Raw genomic sequence first — 14,415 nt, forward strand, 5'->3', positions numbered from 1 at the left:
CCCAATGACCCAATCTGGAAAGCGAGCGTGCCATGAGCGCCAAGGCCTATCTGTCCATCAGCCCCGAAGTGAAGCAGGCGCTCGCCGCTGGCAAGCCGGTCGTGGCGCTGGAATCGACCATCATCACCCATGGCATGCCCTATCCGCAGAACCTGGAAATGGCCAAAAATGTCGAGGCGGTGATCCGCCAGAACGGCGCCGTGCCCGCCACCATCGCCATCATGGATGGCCGCTTCTGCGTCGGCGTCTCGGGCGAGGACCTGGAGCGCCTGGCGCTCGAAGGCGGCAAGGCCGCCAAGGCCAGCCGCCGCGACGTCTCCTCGCTCCTCGTCAAGGGCGAGATCGCCGGCACCACCGTCGCCACCACGATGCAGATCGCCGCTTTGGCCGGCATCCATGTCTTTGCCACCGGCGGCATCGGTGGCGTGCATCGCGGGGCCGAGGAAACCTTCGACATTTCCGCCGACCTGCAGGAACTCGGCCGCACGCCGGTCGCGGTGGTCTGCGCCGGCGCCAAGTCGATCCTCGATATCGGCAAGACGCTCGAAGTGCTCGAAACCAATGGCGTGCCGGTACTCGGCTATGGCACCGACGATTTCCCGGCCTTCTGGGCACGCCAGAGCGGCCACAAGGTCGATCATCGCTTCGATGACGTGGCCGATATCGCCAAGGTCGTGGCCATGCAGACCGATCTGGGCCTGGGCGGCGTGCTCGTCGCCAATCCGATCCCCGAAAAGGATGCGCTCGACCCTGCCGCCATCGAGGCGCGCATTGCCGAAGCCATCAAGGGCGCCGAGCAGGAAGGCGTCTCCCGCAAGGACCTCACCCCGTTCCTGCTCAAGCGCATTTTCGAGCTGACCGACGGCAAGTCGCTGGTATCAAATATCGCGCTGGTCGAGAACAACGCCAGGGTCGGGGCGCAGATCGCGGTGGCTCTGGCCGCCCGCGCCACGCCCAAGCCGGGTGTCCGTCGCGCATGAGCAGCAAGGTCCTCGTCGTCGGCGACGTGATGACCGATGTCATCGTCGTTCCCGAAGGCCCCGTGGTCAAAGGCAGCGACCGCCGCGCCACGGTGCGCAGCCGCCCCGGCGGCTCGGGTGCCAACCAGGCGGTGTGGCTGGGCGCCATGGGCGCCGACGTCACCTTCGCCGCCCGCGTCGGCGCCGACGACAAGGCCATGTATGAGACCTATTTCCGCGGGCTGGGCGTGGTGCCGGTGCTGTCGGGCGACCGCGAGCAGCCTTCGGGCGTGCTGGTGACCATTGTCGATCCCGATGGTGAGCGCAGCTTCCTCACCGATCGCGGCGCCAATCTTAACCTCTCGCCCGATGATCTCGGCGAAGGCCTGCTCGACGATATCGGCATGGTCATGGTGTCCGGCTACAGCTTCTTCGCGCCCGGCCCCCGCGCCGCCGTACAGTCGCTCTTTGCCGCCGCCAAAGCGCGCGGCATCACCATCGCGGTCGACCCGGCCTCGGTCGGCTTCCTCCTCGAAGTCGGCGCTGCTCAATTCCTCGCCTGGACCAGCGGCGCCAATGCCATCTTCGCCAATGAAAGCGAAGCCGAGGCGCTGACCGGCGTCACCGGCTGCGAGGCGCAGATGCAGGCTTTGGGCGCGCATTACGACACCGTCCTCATCAAGCGCGGCAAGCTGGGCGCTGCCATCGGTTCGCGTGATGGCATCCGCCTCGACCTGCCGGCCCCTGCGGTGACCGTGGTGGATTCCACTGGCGCCGGCGACGCCTTCGCCGCCGGCTTCATCGCGGCCAGGCTGGCCGGCGCGGACGAGCGGGCAGCACTGACCAAAGCCATCGAAGCGGGCGCCAGGGCGGTGCAATCCATCGGTGGTCAACCGGGCTGAGTGCAAAGCTCTCGAGTGGGTCTGATGCGGTCTCGCGAGTGGAGCCAATCTCCCTCCCCTTGTGGGGAGGGACAGTGAGATAGGACTTAGCTTGCTAAGTCCGTGATCGAGCCGGGTGGGGGTATGGTCCCGCATGCTCGGTGGGTGTGACTCACCCCCACCCTCGATCCCTCCCCACAAGGGGGAGGGAAGGACGACTGAGGCATCCGCCACCGCCCCAATTCCTCCGCACCCGCCTGTCAGCCTTGCCCGCCACCATTGCGGCATGGCATGACCTATGCAGCGGAGACCGGACACATGAAGACTTTCCTCGCCACCCTGACCACTACGCTCCTGCTCGCCAGCCCGGCTTTGGCCGATGGCAAGATCTATGTGCAACTGCCCGACCTGAGCAGCATTACCGGCGCCGAAGCCGAGGCCTTCCTCAGCGAGGTGGTGCTCGCCAATGTCGTCTCGTCCAATTGCACGGGTTATGAAATCACCGACGAGGAATGGTCGCTCTTGACCGATTCCGCCGATATCCTGGCGCGCGAACAGCTTCGCCTCAGCGTCGATGATTATGACAGTCGCTTCTATGGGCCGGCCTTCGACGCGCTCGACCGGCCGGAAACCTGTGACCAGGCCGGTCCGGGCGTGCAGCCCACTCTCGACCGGCTGGTGGAACTGGGGGGCTCGCGCGAGGCTCTGCCCGATCAGGATGCGGCCTATGAGGCCGAACAGGTCCGCCACGCCTCCTGGGATGCCATGGAACAACCGAGAAAGACCAAGACCAAATGAGCGTCATCGCCCTTGTTCTCATTGCCCTCGTGGCCCTGCTCCACATCTACATCCTCATTCTCGAGATGTTTCTGTGGACCGGCCCGCGCGGCCAGAAGGCCTTCGCCCTCACGCCGGAATTCGCGGAACAGACCAAGTCCCTGGCGGCCAATCAGGGGCTCTATAACGGCTTTCTCGCCGCCGGCCTGATCTGGAGCCTCCTGCATCCGATCCCGGAATTCGCCTGGCAGATCGCCATGTTCTTCCTGGCCTGCGTGGCGGTGGCCGGCATTTTCGGCGCGGCCACGGCCAACCGGAAGATACTCTTTATCCAGACCGTCCCGGCGGTCATCGCCATGCTGGCGGTGATGTATCTGTAGGCGCTATCGCCAAACAGGCACCGAATCCCCTTCTCCCCTTGAGGGAGAAGAAGCATCTACCCCGCCAGGCTTGCCAATACCCGCACCCAGCTCCTGATGCCGCGGTGATAGCTGTCGAGGTCGTATTTCTCGTTGGGCGAATGGATCTGGTCGTCCACATGGGCAAAGCCGATCAGCAGTGTATCGAGCCCGAGGATGCGCTTGAAATCGCCGGCCACCGGAATGGACCCGCCCGAGCCCGTCACCACGGCTGGCTTGCCCCATTCGCCCGAGAGCCCCTCCAGCGCCCGGCGCAGATGCACGCCATCTGATGGCACGGTGATGGCGGGCGAGCCGCCATGCGGGTGGAAGCTCACCGAGCAATCGGCCGGGATGCGCTCTTCGACATGCTTGCGGAAGGCCGCGCGGATCTTGTCCGGCTGCATGCCCGAGACGAGGCGGAAGCTGATCTTGGCGCTGGCCTTGGCCGGGATCACGGTCTTGAAGCCGTCACCGGTATAGCCGCCGCTCATGCCGTTGATTTCGCAGGTTGGCCGCGCCCACAGCATTTCGAGCACCGAACGATCCTGCTCCCCGGCAGGCAGCGACAGGCCGGCTTCGCCGAGAAACGCCTTTTCGTCAAAGCCCAGCCCCCGCCACTGCGCCTTGAGTTCGGGGCTGATCTCGGCCACGTCGTCGTAAAAGCCGGGCAGGGTCACCGAACCATCGGGCGCGCGCAGGCTGGCGATGATCTCGGCCAGTACCTGGTTGGGGTTGCGCGCCGCATTGCCGAACATGCCGGAATGCAGGTCCTTGTTGGCGCAGGTGATTTCCACCTCGTCGGCCACCAGCCCGCGCAGCATGGTGGTGATCGAGGGCGTCTGGCGGTCCCACATGTCGGTGTCGCAGACCAGCGCGATATCGGCGGCGCCCAGTTCGGCTCTGTTGGCTTCCATGAAGGGCGGCAGGTTCTTGCCGCCGCTTTCCTCCTCGCCTTCCAGCATCAGCGACACGCGCACCGGCAGCGATCCTGTCGCCTCTTTCCAGGCGCGGCAGGCTTCGATGAAGGTCAGCATCTGGCCCTTGTCGTCCGAAGCGCCGCGCGCCACGATGATCTTGCGGCCGCTGGCATCGGTCTTCAGTTCTGGCTCGAACGGGTCGGTATGCCACAGCTCCAGCGGGTCGACCGGCTGCACGTCGTAATGGGCATAGAACAGCACATGCGGCCCGGCCTGTTCCGGCCCATGCGCCACCACCACGGGATGTCCCGGCGTCGGTCGCGCCTCGGCGGCGAAGCCCAGTCCCTTAAGCTCATTGGCGATCCAGTCGGCGGCGCGCCGGCACTCCTCGGCATAGGCGGGGTCGGTGGAGATGGATTTGATGCGCAGCAAGGCATAGAGCCGCTCGAGGCTCTGGTTGAGCCCGGCATCGACATGGGCGAGCACGGCTTCGGTCTGGGTGGAGGCGGTCATGTGGTTGATTCCCTTTTTGCCGCTACACTCACCCGCCGCGCCCAGCGCTGTCCAGCCGGTTGCCGTCCGGCTCCGCGTCGGATAGTTCATATTGTAACACTAATGGGTTGGGGGAGCGGCATGGTTACGCGTGAGGCACCGGAAAGGACGACGGGGGACCTGATCGCCTCGATCGCCGGCCGCGTGCCGATGCGGAACCTGCATTCCCAGGTGCTGTGGCAGCTCGGCGTCGCCATTGTCGGCGGCGATTATCCCGAGGGCTCGATCCTGCCGTCCGATACCGAATTGCTGGCGCGGTTTTCCGTGTCGCGCACCGTGTTGCGCGAAGCGCTCAAGACGCTGGCCGCCAAGGGCATGATCGAGGCGCGCGCCCGCATCGGCACCCGCGTATTGCCGCGTTCGCGCTGGAATCTGTTCGATTCCGATGTCCTCGCCTGGCATTTCGAAACCGGCCCCGATGTCGAACTGCTGCGGAGCCTCGCCGAAATCCGCATCGGCGTCGAAGTGGAATCGGCCGCGCTCGCCGCCGAGCGGCGCAGCGACGCACAGGCCGAGGCCCTTGTCGCCATCGCCATCGGCATGGGCGAGGCGAAAACCCCCGAGGAATTCGCCCGCACGGACCTGGCCTTCCATCGCACCGTGGCCGAAGCCTCGGGCAATCCCTTCATGGCCTCGGTCAGCGCCCTGGTCGAACTGGCGCTCACGGCGGCTTTCACCATCAGCTCGCCCATCGAGGATGCCGGCGCCATGGCCGGCACGGTCAAGGCCCATGGCCGCATCGCCCGTGCCATTCTGGCCGGCGATGCCGACGACGCGCGTCTCGCCATGAAAGCCGTCATCACCGAAGGCTTCGCCCGCGCCGCCGGTCGCATGGCGGGCGGCAGACCGGGGCGCAAGGGCAAGGCCTGATCGCTGGCGCCCTCCCCAGACCTCTTCCATGCAAGAAGCGAATAGCGGCCACGCAAAACTAACTAGGCATATAATAAGCTCGCTTATTATATGTAGGCATTGTGTTGGAGCCTGCTGCAATGGAACCGTCAAACTCGGCCGAGGCTTCGGTCGGCTATCTGGTCTACGAAGTCGCCCGCGCCTTTCGCCGCCGCTTCGAGGATGAAGCCCGCCGCCACGACCTGACGCTGCCGCAATGGCGCGCGCTGGCCGAGCTTGCCCGCAAGGGTGGCGTGTCGCAGGTGGCGCTGGCCGGTGCCATCGATGCCGATCCGATGACGGTCAGCGGCATTCTCGACCGACTGGAAAAACGTGGCCTGGTCCGACGCGAGCCGGACCCCAATGACAGCCGCGCCAAGATCGTTCGCCTGACCGATGACGGGCTGGCGCTCTACGACACGGCCAAGGCCGTGGGCGTCGAGCTTTACGAATTCGCCGTGCTGGGCCTGAGCCCGGCCGAGCTCGATGCGGTTGCCCATGGCCTCACGCGCATCCGCAACAATCTCAACGGCCCGCGTGCCGATCAGAAGGAAGACGCCTGATGAACGCCCATGTCTCCGAACCCAAATCAGGCGAGGCCGCCGCGGCGCCGGCAATGGCCGAAGCGGCCGAGGTCGCAGCACCGGCCCGCAAGCGCCGTCCCGGCCGCCTGCTGCTGATGGTCGCCGTGCCGCTGCTGCTGGTGGCCGCGGGCGGCTATTTCTACCTTACGGGCGGCCGCTACGAAGAAACCGACAATGCCTATCTGCAGCAGGTCAAGGTCTCGATCTCGCCCGATATTGCCGGCCGCATTACGGCGGTGAATGTCGCCGAGAACCAGATGGTCCAGGCGGGCGATGTGCTGTTTGCCATCGATGCCGAGCCCTATCGCATCGCGCTCGACCAGGCCAATGCCGCGCTGGGCTCGGCCCGTGTCACCGTCGAGCAGCTCAAGGTGGGTTACATCACCGCCCAGACCGCGCTGACCGCCGCCCGCAATACTCTTGCCATCCAGCAGGCCGCTTTCGACCGGCAGAACAACCTCGTGACCCAGGGCATCGCCTCGACCGCCACGCTCGACCAGCCCAAGCTGTCGTTGCAGCAGGCGCAGAATGCCGTCGCCACAGCCGACCAGCAGGTCGCCGCGGCGGCTGCTGCGCTGGGGGGCGATCCGCAGATCGCCACCGACGAGCATCCGGCGGTCAAGACGGCGCTGGCGCAGGTGGCGCTAGCCGAACGCAATCTGGGCAAGACGGAAGTCGCCGCGCCGGCCGCCGGCGTATTGAGCCAGGTCGCCAGCCTCAATGTGGGGCAGTTCGTGGCCACCGGCACCACCATTGCCAGCCTGGTCGAAACCAGCTCCACCTGGGTGGAGGCCAATTTCAAGGAGACCCAGCTCGGCGCCATCCGCATCGGCATGCCGGCCGAAGTCACCATCGACGCCATGTCTGATGTCGAGATCGAAGGCACGGTGTCGAGCATCGGCGCCGCTACCGGCTCGGAATTCTCGCTGATCCCGGCGCAGAATGCCACCGGCAACTGGGTCAAGGTCGTGCAGCGCATTCCCGTGCGCATCGATTTCGGCGCCGATGGGCTCGATGTGCCGCTGCGCTCGGGCATGAGCGCCCTGGTCAGTGTCGATACCGGCAAGTCCACGCTGGACAAGCTCCAGGGTCAATAAGGCATGGCGCGGGCGCCCGTCTCGCGGGCGCCGCCATCATCCGGATACCATCATGGCCAATGCCGTTTCCCAGCCCACTCTGATCGTCAAGAACAAGGGCCTGCTCACCGTGGCGCTCATGCTGGGCACCATCATGCAGGTGCTCGACACCACGATCGCCAATGTGGCCCTGCCGCATATGGCCTCGGCCCTGGGCGCGGCGCAGAACGAGATCACCTGGGTCCTCACCTCCTATATCGTGGCGGCGGCCATCGCCACGCCGCTGACCGGCTGGATGAGCGACCGGCTGGGCCAGCGGCGGCTGTTCCTCTTTGCGGTCATCGGTTTTACCGTGGCCTCGGCTCTGTGCGGCATTGCCACCAGCCTGCCCGAAATGGTGCTGTTCCGCATCCTGCAGGGCCTGTGCGGCGCCATGATCGCGCCGCTGGCGCAGACGGTAATGCTCAATATCAATCCGCGCGAGCGGATCGGCCAGGCCATGGCCATCTATGGCATGGGCATCATGGTGGCGCCCATTGTCGGCCCGACGCTGGGCGGCTGGCTCACCGAAAGCTTCGACTGGCGCTGGGTTTTCCTGGTCAACGTGCCTGTCGGCGCGCTCTGCGTCGCCATGCTCATGCTCTATATGCCCAATACCGAGATCAAGCGGCGGCGCTTCGATTTCTTCGGCTTCGGCATGCTGGCTCTGGCCGTCGGCGCCCTGCAATTGCTGCTCGATCGCGGCGCGGAAAATAGCTGGTTCCAGTCCACCGAGACCTGGCTGGAACTGGGGCTCGTCATTTCGGGCCTCTGGGTCTTCATCGTCCATTCGCTGACCGCCGAGCAGCCCTTTGTCGACCTGCGCATGTTCAAGGATTTCAACTTCGTCCTGGCCTCGGTGTTCATGCTGGTCATGGGCATTACCCTGTTTTCGGGCCTCGCCCTCCTGCCGCCGCTGCTGCAGAACCTGATGGGCTATTCGGTGATCTTCACCGGGACGTTGATGGCGCCGCGAGGCCTGGCCACGATGGTGTCGATGATGATCGTGGGCCGGTTCAGCGGCAAGGTCGATGCTCGCCTGATGATGCTCTTCGGCGCTATCCTGATGAGCTACTCGCTGTGGATGATGACCAGCTTCAACCTGGAAATGGACTATTGGCCCATCATCATCACCGGGGCGCTGCAGGGCTTCGGCATGGGCTTCCTGTTCGTGCCGCTGTCGACAATGGCCTTTGCCACGCTGGCCCCGCGCATGCGTACCGATGCCACCGCCATGTTCAGCCTGGTGCGCAATATGGGCCAGGGCATCGGCATCTCGCTGGTCTCGGCCGTGCTGGCCAGCATGATGCAGGTCAACCATGCCGAACTCGCCGCCCGGCTCACGCCCACCTCGCAGGCCGTGCAGACCCAGATGCCGGGCCTGCTGTCGGGCGATCCGCAGATCGTCTCCATGATCAACGGCCTGGTGCAGCAGCAGTCGGCCATCCTCAGCTATCTCGATGATTTCTGGCTGATGATGCTGCTCAGCGTCGCCTCGATCCCGCTGATCCTGCTGCTGCGCGGCCCCAAAAAGCTAAAGAACGCGCCCGCCAAGACCGAGGAAGAACTGGCCCTCGAACGCGCCCACGCCATGGCGGACTAGGCTCGTAGGTGGCGATCCCTGCATGGTTTGCCGAGGCTTCAGAGCCGCAGCACGTTGGCGCCGATGCTCGGTTCGATCGTGCGTTCCAGCCGGCGGTCGTAGCGGGTGATCGTCACTTCCAGCGAGCCGGTGCCGACGACGAGGCCCAGGATATGGCCGCCGAAGGCAGAAAAGTCCTCGTTGCCGGCCGTGCCATGGGCATGGATGGATGGTTTGCCGTCCTGCCAGGCCAGTGAGCCCGCAAGGCTGGCCATTTCCACATTCTCGAAGGTTCTGGGAGTAAAGTCCTTTTTCGAGAAATCATAGAAGCCGAAGGTCACGGCGCCGGCGAAACCGAGGCCGACCAGGCTAGCCGAGGGGATGTCCTCCGCAGTCATCAAGTGCTCGAGGGCGGCAAAGAGATCGTCACCCTGCCGCAGTACCATCAGATAGCCGCTGGGCGTGGGAATAAAGCGCGGCGAGCCCGTTGCGTGCGATGAAGTCATGGCCATTCCTGTCACCGGTTGACGGCAAAACGAGGTCAGGCCCCGTTTGTTGCATCTGCCAACTGCCGCAAGGCAATTGCTGCCTGCAGCCGATCAAAATCACAAAGCCATTTCGATTGATGCCGGAATGGTGGAGCTGAGCTCCACCTAACCGATGTTCGCCCACATTCGCAGGCGTCCTGATTTCTTTGGGATTTCTTGCCCGACCGTGAACATACGTTCTTGCTGCGTTCGTCTATGTTCGCTACCATCCGCGATGTGAAGTGGGGATGGAAGTGGGGAAGGCATGGCGCGCTCGCTGAACAAGCTGTCCGAAGTCGGCGTCCGCGCTGCCAAAACGGTCGGCCGTCATAGTGATGGTGGCGGCCTCTACCTCAATGTTTCAGCCAGCGGTGGAAAATCCTGGGTGTTCATGTGGACCCCGCCGGGCGGCAAGCGGCGCGAGATGGGCCTTGGCGCCTATCCAACCGTCACGCTCGCCAAGGCCAGGGCGATGGCGAACAACTACCGTGTTGATGTTGCCGAAGGCCGTGATCCCATTGCCGAGCGCGATCAGACCCCGGAGCCCAATTTCGGTGATGCCGCAGACCTGTTCATCGAGACGATCAAGTCGGAATGGACGAATGCCAAGCACGCGGAACAGTGGGAGCATACGGTCAAGGTGCGGTGTGCTTCGATTCGGAGCGTGATGGTTTCGGCCATTGCCCCGGACCATGTGCTGAAGGTTCTGCGTCAGCCCGTGAAAACGAAATATCGGGGCGTCGAGAAGAATGGCGAATTCTGGCTGTTGATGCCGGAAACCGCCAGCAGGGTCCGTAACCGCATCGAGCGCATTCTCGATTATTGCCGCACCAAGCGCTGGCGCACTGGCGAAAACCCGGCGCGGTGGAAGGGCCACCTGGCGCATCTGCTTCCCAAGCCGGCTTCTCTGATCCGTGGCCACCAGCCGGCAATGCCTTATGGGGAAGTCCCGGCCTTCATGGCGAAGCTGCGAGAGGAGGCTGGTTTACCAGCTCGAGCAGCAGAATTCACCATCCTGAACATGTCGCGTTCCAACGAAGTGCTGAGCGCGGAATGGACGGAGTTCGATCTCGTCGGCAAGTTCTGGACCATCCCTGCCGAGCGGATGAAGATGGGTAAGGAGCATGTCGTTCCCCTGTCTGACCGCGCTATCGAAATCATCAAGGCCTTGAAGGAAGCGGGTACGAACAGTCGGTATGTCTTCCCTGGTCAGCCCCGAAAATTGGATGGTGAAGAGCGGCCGCTCTCGAACATGGCCATGCTGATGCTCGTCCGTCGAATGGGCTATATGGTCACCATGCACGGCTTTCGGTCATCGTCGCGGGATTGGGCCGGGGACATGACGCCATTCCCGCGTGAGATTTTGGAGCACGCCCTCGCCCACAAGGTCGGAGACAGCGTGGAGGCTTCTTATCGGCGCATGACGGCGCTTATGAAGCGCCGCGAGCTCATGAAGGCTTGGGCGGCGTACTGCTACCCGCCTCAAGACGAGAATGTCGTGCCAATCGGTCGGAAGGCCGCGCAGGGTAGCGAATGACAACCCACGGCAAGGATGCTCCACCCGTTCCGCTCAAGACCTTGAAGGATACCGGATATGCAGGGAGCAAGAAATCCGAAGCGGCGCCGACCCAATCCGAGGGCGAAAGGTCGTTGCGCGCGTTAGATAATATGCTGACCGCCAGCATGCGCCGTGACGGCCTGTTGCCACCGCCCAATGACCCTCCGCCCGTACCTGCAACCCCGCCGCCCAATATCGCAGATTATGATCCGTTGCAGATGCCGGTTTGGACCCTTTTGATGGCTCTGGCATGGATCTCTTCACGCGACGTTGAGCGGGTAACTTGGCAACGTGACGATTGGCGGCGAGCGAATGGCTTGCCTGAGGGAAGCGTCCCAACCGTCTCGATTGGCGCTGGTGAAGGAATAGATGGTGCCGAGGTGGGGGGTAGTGACCCAACGGCGTTCAAGGCATTGGAAGCATTCGCTCAACTTCTTGCTGCTGGGCAAGAGGGCCGGATTGAAGTGCAAGCTATGTCAGACCGCGGCGAGCCGGACACCCTCCGCCCGATTGACTGGACTTACGGTAAGCTCTCATTTGACCATCAGTATGATGAAATATGGAGAGTAGGAAGGCAGCACTTCCATACCCTTACCGTTCAGCGCGACAATCTGCTCAAGGCTTTCCCGCCCAAGTTGGCGATCCCGGTTTTGGCGCCCGGCGCCGATGAGCCCTTTGATCCGCAGTCCCATGATGACGGTCCGCAGGGCCTAGGCCCGACAGTTCAAATCTTAGCAGATGCGATCTGGAGCAAATGGCGTGGAATTCCCGCGGGCTTCCCGCGCAATGATGATCGGTACGGTGCGATATGGACCGAGGCCAAAAACCGTCAGCCGGCTTTAACGAATGACAAGAGGCCGTCAGCTGATTCATTCCAGCGCGCTGAGAAGGCCATTAAGGACCACTTAGCCAAGAGGCCTTAACTGGTTGCGGCGACTTGCTGATACTTGCGGATAGTTGCGGCGGTCTGCGGAAATGACGACATAAAATCAATGGCTTACGTTCGTTCGTGTTCACGACAATACGAACGAACGAGAGCCGCCATGCCCCTGAAACCCGCCTACACCGTCAGCCAGTTCCTGGCGGACTTTGCCATGGGCCGTACCCGCTTTTACGAGCTGGTGGGCCAGGGCGCGATCCGCGTCCGCAAGAACGGCAACAAGACCATCGTCACCGGCGACGACGCCCAGGCCTTCCTCGACAGCCTCCCGGTGGTGGCGCCGAAGCAGGCCGCCTGATCCAGCAACCCCCATAGAGAAGGGGGCTAAGCCCTGGCAGGCCGCCCCCGGAAAGTCGATTGAGAATGACTTCATACCACCCCGTGGGCTGTTCCCGCAACACCCGCAATCTGCCGATCCCTCCCACCCGCGAGCCTGACCTCACCAAAGGCGGCAAGGTCATCAAGCGCCGCCGCCCGCATTGGTCGGCAAGCCTCTGCAATGCCGTCGCCGGTCTCGCCGGTATCGGTCAGGAGGCGCGCCATGTCGGCTAAGCTCAATTTCACCACGACAATCCATGGCGCCGATGGCGACCGCCGCATTGATGTTCTTGGCCGTGAGGCCTGGGCATTGCTCGAACTGGTCGAAGCCGGCTCTCGTGGCTGCACCCCCATCGACAATCCCGCGCCGCGCTGGAGCCATTATGTCTGGCTGCTGCGCGGCGACGGTTTCAAGGTCGAAACGATCGATGAAAGCCATGCCGGCCCGTTCGCCGGCTCCCACGCCCGCTATGTGCTGCATGATGATGTAACACTCGACGGTGGCAACCTGGCCGAATGGCGTCCCAATGGCGTCCGCTATCCCGCAAAGCATGAGGTGGCGGCATGACCAAGCTTGGAACGGCGACGATCAACGGCAAGTCGGTTTCGTTCTTCGAGCCTCCTCATAAAGATGGCCCCGATTTCCCATGGGTCGATGTCAAGGAACTGGCGGGGGCATTTCTCCCGCCGGATGCAGCGATCCGCATGGTGGAGCATGCCCAGCGGTTCGGTGGGGATGGGGAGCGCGTAGTAACCGTCACCCGCAACGGCGACGATATTGCCACCATTATATGCCACGCCCTGGCCCAGGGCCTGTGCGGTTTCATTGATCAGCAAAATGGCTTCGCGCCGGCAGACGCCGACGATGCGGGCCCGGTCCATTGGCAATACTGCATTGCCGCCGGGCGATTTGCCGCCGATCACTGGCCCCTGTCGTTCGAGGGCATCATTCATGCCTTCCATCATGGCGGTGGTCACTTCATGCAGGCTCTGCGCGATGAATGACCCCGCTTTCGTCCCGGAGATCGAGCAGAACCTTTTGGGTGCAATCCTGTCTGGCGGCGACCACCGCCCGACACTGGCCCGGCTAACCCCAGAACATTTCCTCGAGCCCGCCCATGCCGAAATCTATCGGCTGACCTGCGCTGCCCAGGATCAGTACGGCACGACCACGATGCCGACCGTGATCAAACTCGCAAGTTTGGATTTTGTTCGAGGATTCGCGGATCACACCGGTATGCCGCTCGCCAGCTACCTGGCCGGACTTGTCAGCAGCACCCCGTTCGATGCCCGGAATATCAAGGGTGGCGCCAAGGCAGTGGTAAGCCAGTGGGCGCGACTGGGCCTGAAGGCGGAAGCCGCGGCGCTCATGGCAGCTGCATCCGACCCCTCCACGAATCCGGCCGAACTGGCTCGCGCCATCGTTGCGCGCGCCGATGAGATTGCATCGCACCTTCGGACGGGCGGCCGCACCAATACCCGGCAGACGTTTGCCGAGGCCGCGCAGGAAGCCCTTACGGCTTCCATCGAAGCCAAGAGCCGCAAGGGGCTGACCGGTATCACCAGCGGCATAATCGACCTCGACCGGGCCACTGGTGGGCTCCAGCGCCGCGACCTGATCCTGATCGGCGCCCGGCCCTCAATGGGCAAGACGACATTGGGCACGTCCATCGCTCGCCATGCTGCTGCCAGCGGCGTTGGTGTTGGTATTTTCAGCCTAGAGATGGATTCGGCCAAGCTGGCGGCCCGCATGGTATCGGATCTGGCTCATGCCGAGCGGACCCACATTCCCTACATGGATATGATTGCCGGCCACCTGACCGACGAGCAGGAGGAAGCCGCCGCCCTGGCGCTGGAGAAGTACTCCGGCCTCCCAATCCTGCTGGACGATGCCAGCGGGCTCACCATCGCGGAAATCCGGGCCAAGACCGAAACCATGATTGACGAAGCCCAAGACCGTGGCGCACCGCTCGGCCTGCTCATCATTGACCATCTGGGTAAGGTGAAGCCATCAGCCCGATACGCCGGCAATCGCAACAACGAAATTGGCGAAATCACCGATGGGCTAAAAGCGCTGGCGCGAGAATATGATCTGGCCGTGGTGCTTCTGTCCCAGCTCTCGCGCCAGGTCGAAGCCCGTGACGACAAGCGCCCGTTGCTTTCCGACCTCCGGGACAGCGGCAATATCGAGCAGGACGCCGACGCGGTGATGTTCCTGCATAGGCAGGCCTATTATCTCGAACGCGCCAAGCCCGAGAAATACGACGAGCGCATTGAGTGGGAAGCCGAACTGGCCGCCGTCCGCAACCGGGGCGAACTGGCCATTGCCAAGCAGCGCAACGGCCCGTGTTCCACCATTGACCTCTTCATCGACGTAGCCTGTTCGGCCGTTCGAAACGCGGCCAGGAGCTATTGA

Annotated in this window: 17 protein-coding genes; 15 read left to right on the forward strand and 2 right to left on the reverse strand. The window is 63.6% G+C overall.

Features of this window, described 5'->3' with window-relative positions; genetic code table 11:
* The first annotated feature begins 32 nt into the window (after positions 1-32).
* The 4 genes from NVV79_RS08845 (at position 33) to NVV79_RS08860 (ending at position 2,997) form a co-directional block, all read left to right on the forward strand.
* Positions 33-980, forward strand: a complete 948-nt coding sequence (locus tag NVV79_RS08845) for a pseudouridine-5'-phosphate glycosidase (RefSeq protein WP_303988141.1) — start codon at positions 33-35, stop codon at positions 978-980.
* Positions 977-1,861, forward strand: coding sequence for a carbohydrate kinase family protein (locus NVV79_RS08850; RefSeq protein ID WP_303988143.1), 885 nt, complete (start codon positions 977-979; stop codon positions 1,859-1,861). Before NVV79_RS08845 ends, NVV79_RS08850 begins: the two co-directional genes overlap by 4 nt.
* A 297-nt stretch (positions 1,862-2,158) precedes the next feature.
* A complete protein-coding gene (locus tag NVV79_RS08855) occupies positions 2,159-2,638 on the forward strand; it encodes a hypothetical protein (RefSeq protein ID WP_303988144.1) in 480 nt (159 codons plus the stop codon).
* On the forward strand, positions 2,635-2,997 hold the full coding sequence (locus NVV79_RS08860; protein WP_303988145.1) for a DUF1304 domain-containing protein: 363 nt from the start codon (positions 2,635-2,637) through the stop codon (positions 2,995-2,997). Before NVV79_RS08855 ends, NVV79_RS08860 begins: the two co-directional genes overlap by 4 nt.
* Positions 2,998-3,053: 56 nt before the next feature.
* On the opposite strand, the gene NVV79_RS08865 is transcribed toward NVV79_RS08860, so the two are convergent.
* Positions 3,054-4,448 (reverse strand): M20/M25/M40 family metallo-hydrolase, encoded by a 1,395-nt coding sequence (locus NVV79_RS08865; RefSeq protein ID WP_303988146.1) that lies wholly within the window; start codon positions 4,446-4,448, stop codon positions 3,054-3,056.
* Positions 4,449-4,568: 120 nt separating this feature from the next.
* On the opposite strand from NVV79_RS08865, the gene NVV79_RS08870 reads away from it, so the two are divergent.
* The 4 genes from NVV79_RS08870 (at position 4,569) to NVV79_RS08885 (ending at position 8,677) form a co-directional block, all read left to right on the forward strand.
* Entirely contained in the window at positions 4,569-5,357 is a 789-nt protein-coding gene (locus tag NVV79_RS08870; protein ID WP_303988148.1) for a FadR/GntR family transcriptional regulator, read from the forward strand.
* A gap of 119 nt (positions 5,358-5,476) precedes the next feature.
* Complete coding sequence (locus tag NVV79_RS08875; protein WP_303988149.1) at positions 5,477-5,938, forward strand: MarR family winged helix-turn-helix transcriptional regulator; 462 nt, start codon at positions 5,477-5,479, stop codon at positions 5,936-5,938.
* Positions 5,938-7,056: an HlyD family secretion protein gene (locus NVV79_RS08880; RefSeq protein WP_303988151.1), complete on the forward strand. Its 1,119-nt coding sequence runs from the start codon at positions 5,938-5,940 to the stop codon at positions 7,054-7,056. The genes NVV79_RS08875 and NVV79_RS08880 overlap by 1 nt, the downstream gene beginning before the upstream one ends.
* 52 nt (positions 7,057-7,108) lie before the next feature.
* Positions 7,109-8,677, forward strand: a complete 1,569-nt coding sequence (locus NVV79_RS08885; protein ID WP_303988153.1) for a DHA2 family efflux MFS transporter permease subunit — start codon at positions 7,109-7,111, stop codon at positions 8,675-8,677.
* Between the two features lie 38 nt (positions 8,678-8,715).
* On the opposite strand, the gene NVV79_RS08890 is transcribed toward NVV79_RS08885, so the two are convergent.
* Positions 8,716-9,162 carry a PPC domain-containing DNA-binding protein gene (locus NVV79_RS08890; protein WP_303988155.1) on the reverse strand — a complete coding sequence of 149 codons (447 nt, stop codon included), beginning with the start codon at positions 9,160-9,162 and terminating at the stop codon, positions 8,716-8,718.
* 286 nt (positions 9,163-9,448) lie between these two features.
* Between NVV79_RS08890 and NVV79_RS08895 the strand changes: the two genes are divergently transcribed.
* The 7 genes from NVV79_RS08895 (at position 9,449) to NVV79_RS08925 (ending at position 14,415) form a co-directional block, all read left to right on the forward strand.
* A complete protein-coding gene (locus tag NVV79_RS08895) occupies positions 9,449-10,720 on the forward strand; it encodes a site-specific integrase (RefSeq protein WP_303988157.1) in 1,272 nt (423 codons plus the stop codon).
* Positions 10,717-11,664, forward strand: coding sequence for a hypothetical protein (locus tag NVV79_RS08900; protein ID WP_303988158.1), 948 nt, complete (start codon positions 10,717-10,719; stop codon positions 11,662-11,664). Before NVV79_RS08895 ends, NVV79_RS08900 begins: the two co-directional genes overlap by 4 nt.
* Before the next feature lie 120 nt (positions 11,665-11,784).
* Positions 11,785-11,979, forward strand: coding sequence for a DNA-binding protein (locus tag NVV79_RS08905; protein ID WP_303988159.1), 195 nt, complete (start codon positions 11,785-11,787; stop codon positions 11,977-11,979).
* A 59-nt stretch (positions 11,980-12,038) separates the two neighbouring features.
* The gene (locus NVV79_RS08910; RefSeq protein ID WP_303988160.1) at positions 12,039-12,233 is read left to right on the forward strand and encodes a hypothetical protein; all 195 of its coding nucleotides are present in this window, start codon (positions 12,039-12,041) and stop codon (positions 12,231-12,233) included.
* Positions 12,223-12,567: a hypothetical protein gene (locus tag NVV79_RS08915; RefSeq protein ID WP_303988161.1), complete on the forward strand. Its 345-nt coding sequence runs from the start codon at positions 12,223-12,225 to the stop codon at positions 12,565-12,567. The genes NVV79_RS08910 and NVV79_RS08915 overlap by 11 nt, the downstream gene beginning before the upstream one ends.
* Positions 12,564-13,004, forward strand: coding sequence for a hypothetical protein (locus tag NVV79_RS08920; RefSeq protein ID WP_303988163.1), 441 nt, complete (start codon positions 12,564-12,566; stop codon positions 13,002-13,004). The genes NVV79_RS08915 and NVV79_RS08920 overlap by 4 nt, the downstream gene beginning before the upstream one ends.
* Positions 12,952-14,415, forward strand: a complete 1,464-nt coding sequence (locus tag NVV79_RS08925) for a DnaB-like helicase C-terminal domain-containing protein (RefSeq protein ID WP_303988165.1) — start codon at positions 12,952-12,954, stop codon at positions 14,413-14,415. The genes NVV79_RS08920 and NVV79_RS08925 overlap by 53 nt, the downstream gene beginning before the upstream one ends.

Origin of the sequence: Devosia ginsengisoli (assembly GCF_024707105.1) — a bacterium.
Taxonomy (GTDB): Bacteria; Pseudomonadota; Alphaproteobacteria; order Rhizobiales; family Devosiaceae; genus Devosia; species Devosia ginsengisoli_A.

What these genes read in the sequence shown, in the direction of transcription:
- NVV79_RS08845 (WP_303988141.1), top strand. Translation starts at nt 33, where the DNA reads ATGAGCGCCAAGGCCTATCTGTCCATCAGCCCCGAAGTGAAGCAGGCG.
- NVV79_RS08850 (WP_303988143.1), top strand. Translation starts at nt 977, where the DNA reads ATGAGCAGCAAGGTCCTCGTCGTCGGCGACGTGATGACCGATGTCATC.
- NVV79_RS08855 (WP_303988144.1), top strand. Translation starts at nt 2,159, where the DNA reads ATGAAGACTTTCCTCGCCACCCTGACCACTACGCTCCTGCTCGCCAGC.
- NVV79_RS08860 (WP_303988145.1), top strand. Translation starts at nt 2,635, where the DNA reads ATGAGCGTCATCGCCCTTGTTCTCATTGCCCTCGTGGCCCTGCTCCAC.
- NVV79_RS08865 (WP_303988146.1), bottom strand. Translation starts at nt 4,448, where the DNA reads ATGACCGCCTCCACCCAGACCGAAGCCGTGCTCGCCCATGTCGATGCC.
- NVV79_RS08870 (WP_303988148.1), top strand. Translation starts at nt 4,569, where the DNA reads ATGGTTACGCGTGAGGCACCGGAAAGGACGACGGGGGACCTGATCGCC.
- NVV79_RS08875 (WP_303988149.1), top strand. Translation starts at nt 5,477, where the DNA reads ATGGAACCGTCAAACTCGGCCGAGGCTTCGGTCGGCTATCTGGTCTAC.
- NVV79_RS08880 (WP_303988151.1), top strand. Translation starts at nt 5,938, where the DNA reads ATGAACGCCCATGTCTCCGAACCCAAATCAGGCGAGGCCGCCGCGGCG.
- NVV79_RS08885 (WP_303988153.1), top strand. Translation starts at nt 7,109, where the DNA reads ATGGCCAATGCCGTTTCCCAGCCCACTCTGATCGTCAAGAACAAGGGC.
- NVV79_RS08890 (WP_303988155.1), bottom strand. Translation starts at nt 9,162, where the DNA reads ATGACTTCATCGCACGCAACGGGCTCGCCGCGCTTTATTCCCACGCCC.
- NVV79_RS08895 (WP_303988157.1), top strand. Translation starts at nt 9,449, where the DNA reads ATGGCGCGCTCGCTGAACAAGCTGTCCGAAGTCGGCGTCCGCGCTGCC.
- NVV79_RS08900 (WP_303988158.1), top strand. Translation starts at nt 10,717, where the DNA reads ATGACAACCCACGGCAAGGATGCTCCACCCGTTCCGCTCAAGACCTTG.
- NVV79_RS08905 (WP_303988159.1), top strand. Translation starts at nt 11,785, where the DNA reads ATGCCCCTGAAACCCGCCTACACCGTCAGCCAGTTCCTGGCGGACTTT.
- NVV79_RS08915 (WP_303988161.1), top strand. Translation starts at nt 12,223, where the DNA reads ATGTCGGCTAAGCTCAATTTCACCACGACAATCCATGGCGCCGATGGC.
- NVV79_RS08920 (WP_303988163.1), top strand. Translation starts at nt 12,564, where the DNA reads ATGACCAAGCTTGGAACGGCGACGATCAACGGCAAGTCGGTTTCGTTC.
- NVV79_RS08925 (WP_303988165.1), top strand. Translation starts at nt 12,952, where the DNA reads ATGCCTTCCATCATGGCGGTGGTCACTTCATGCAGGCTCTGCGCGATG.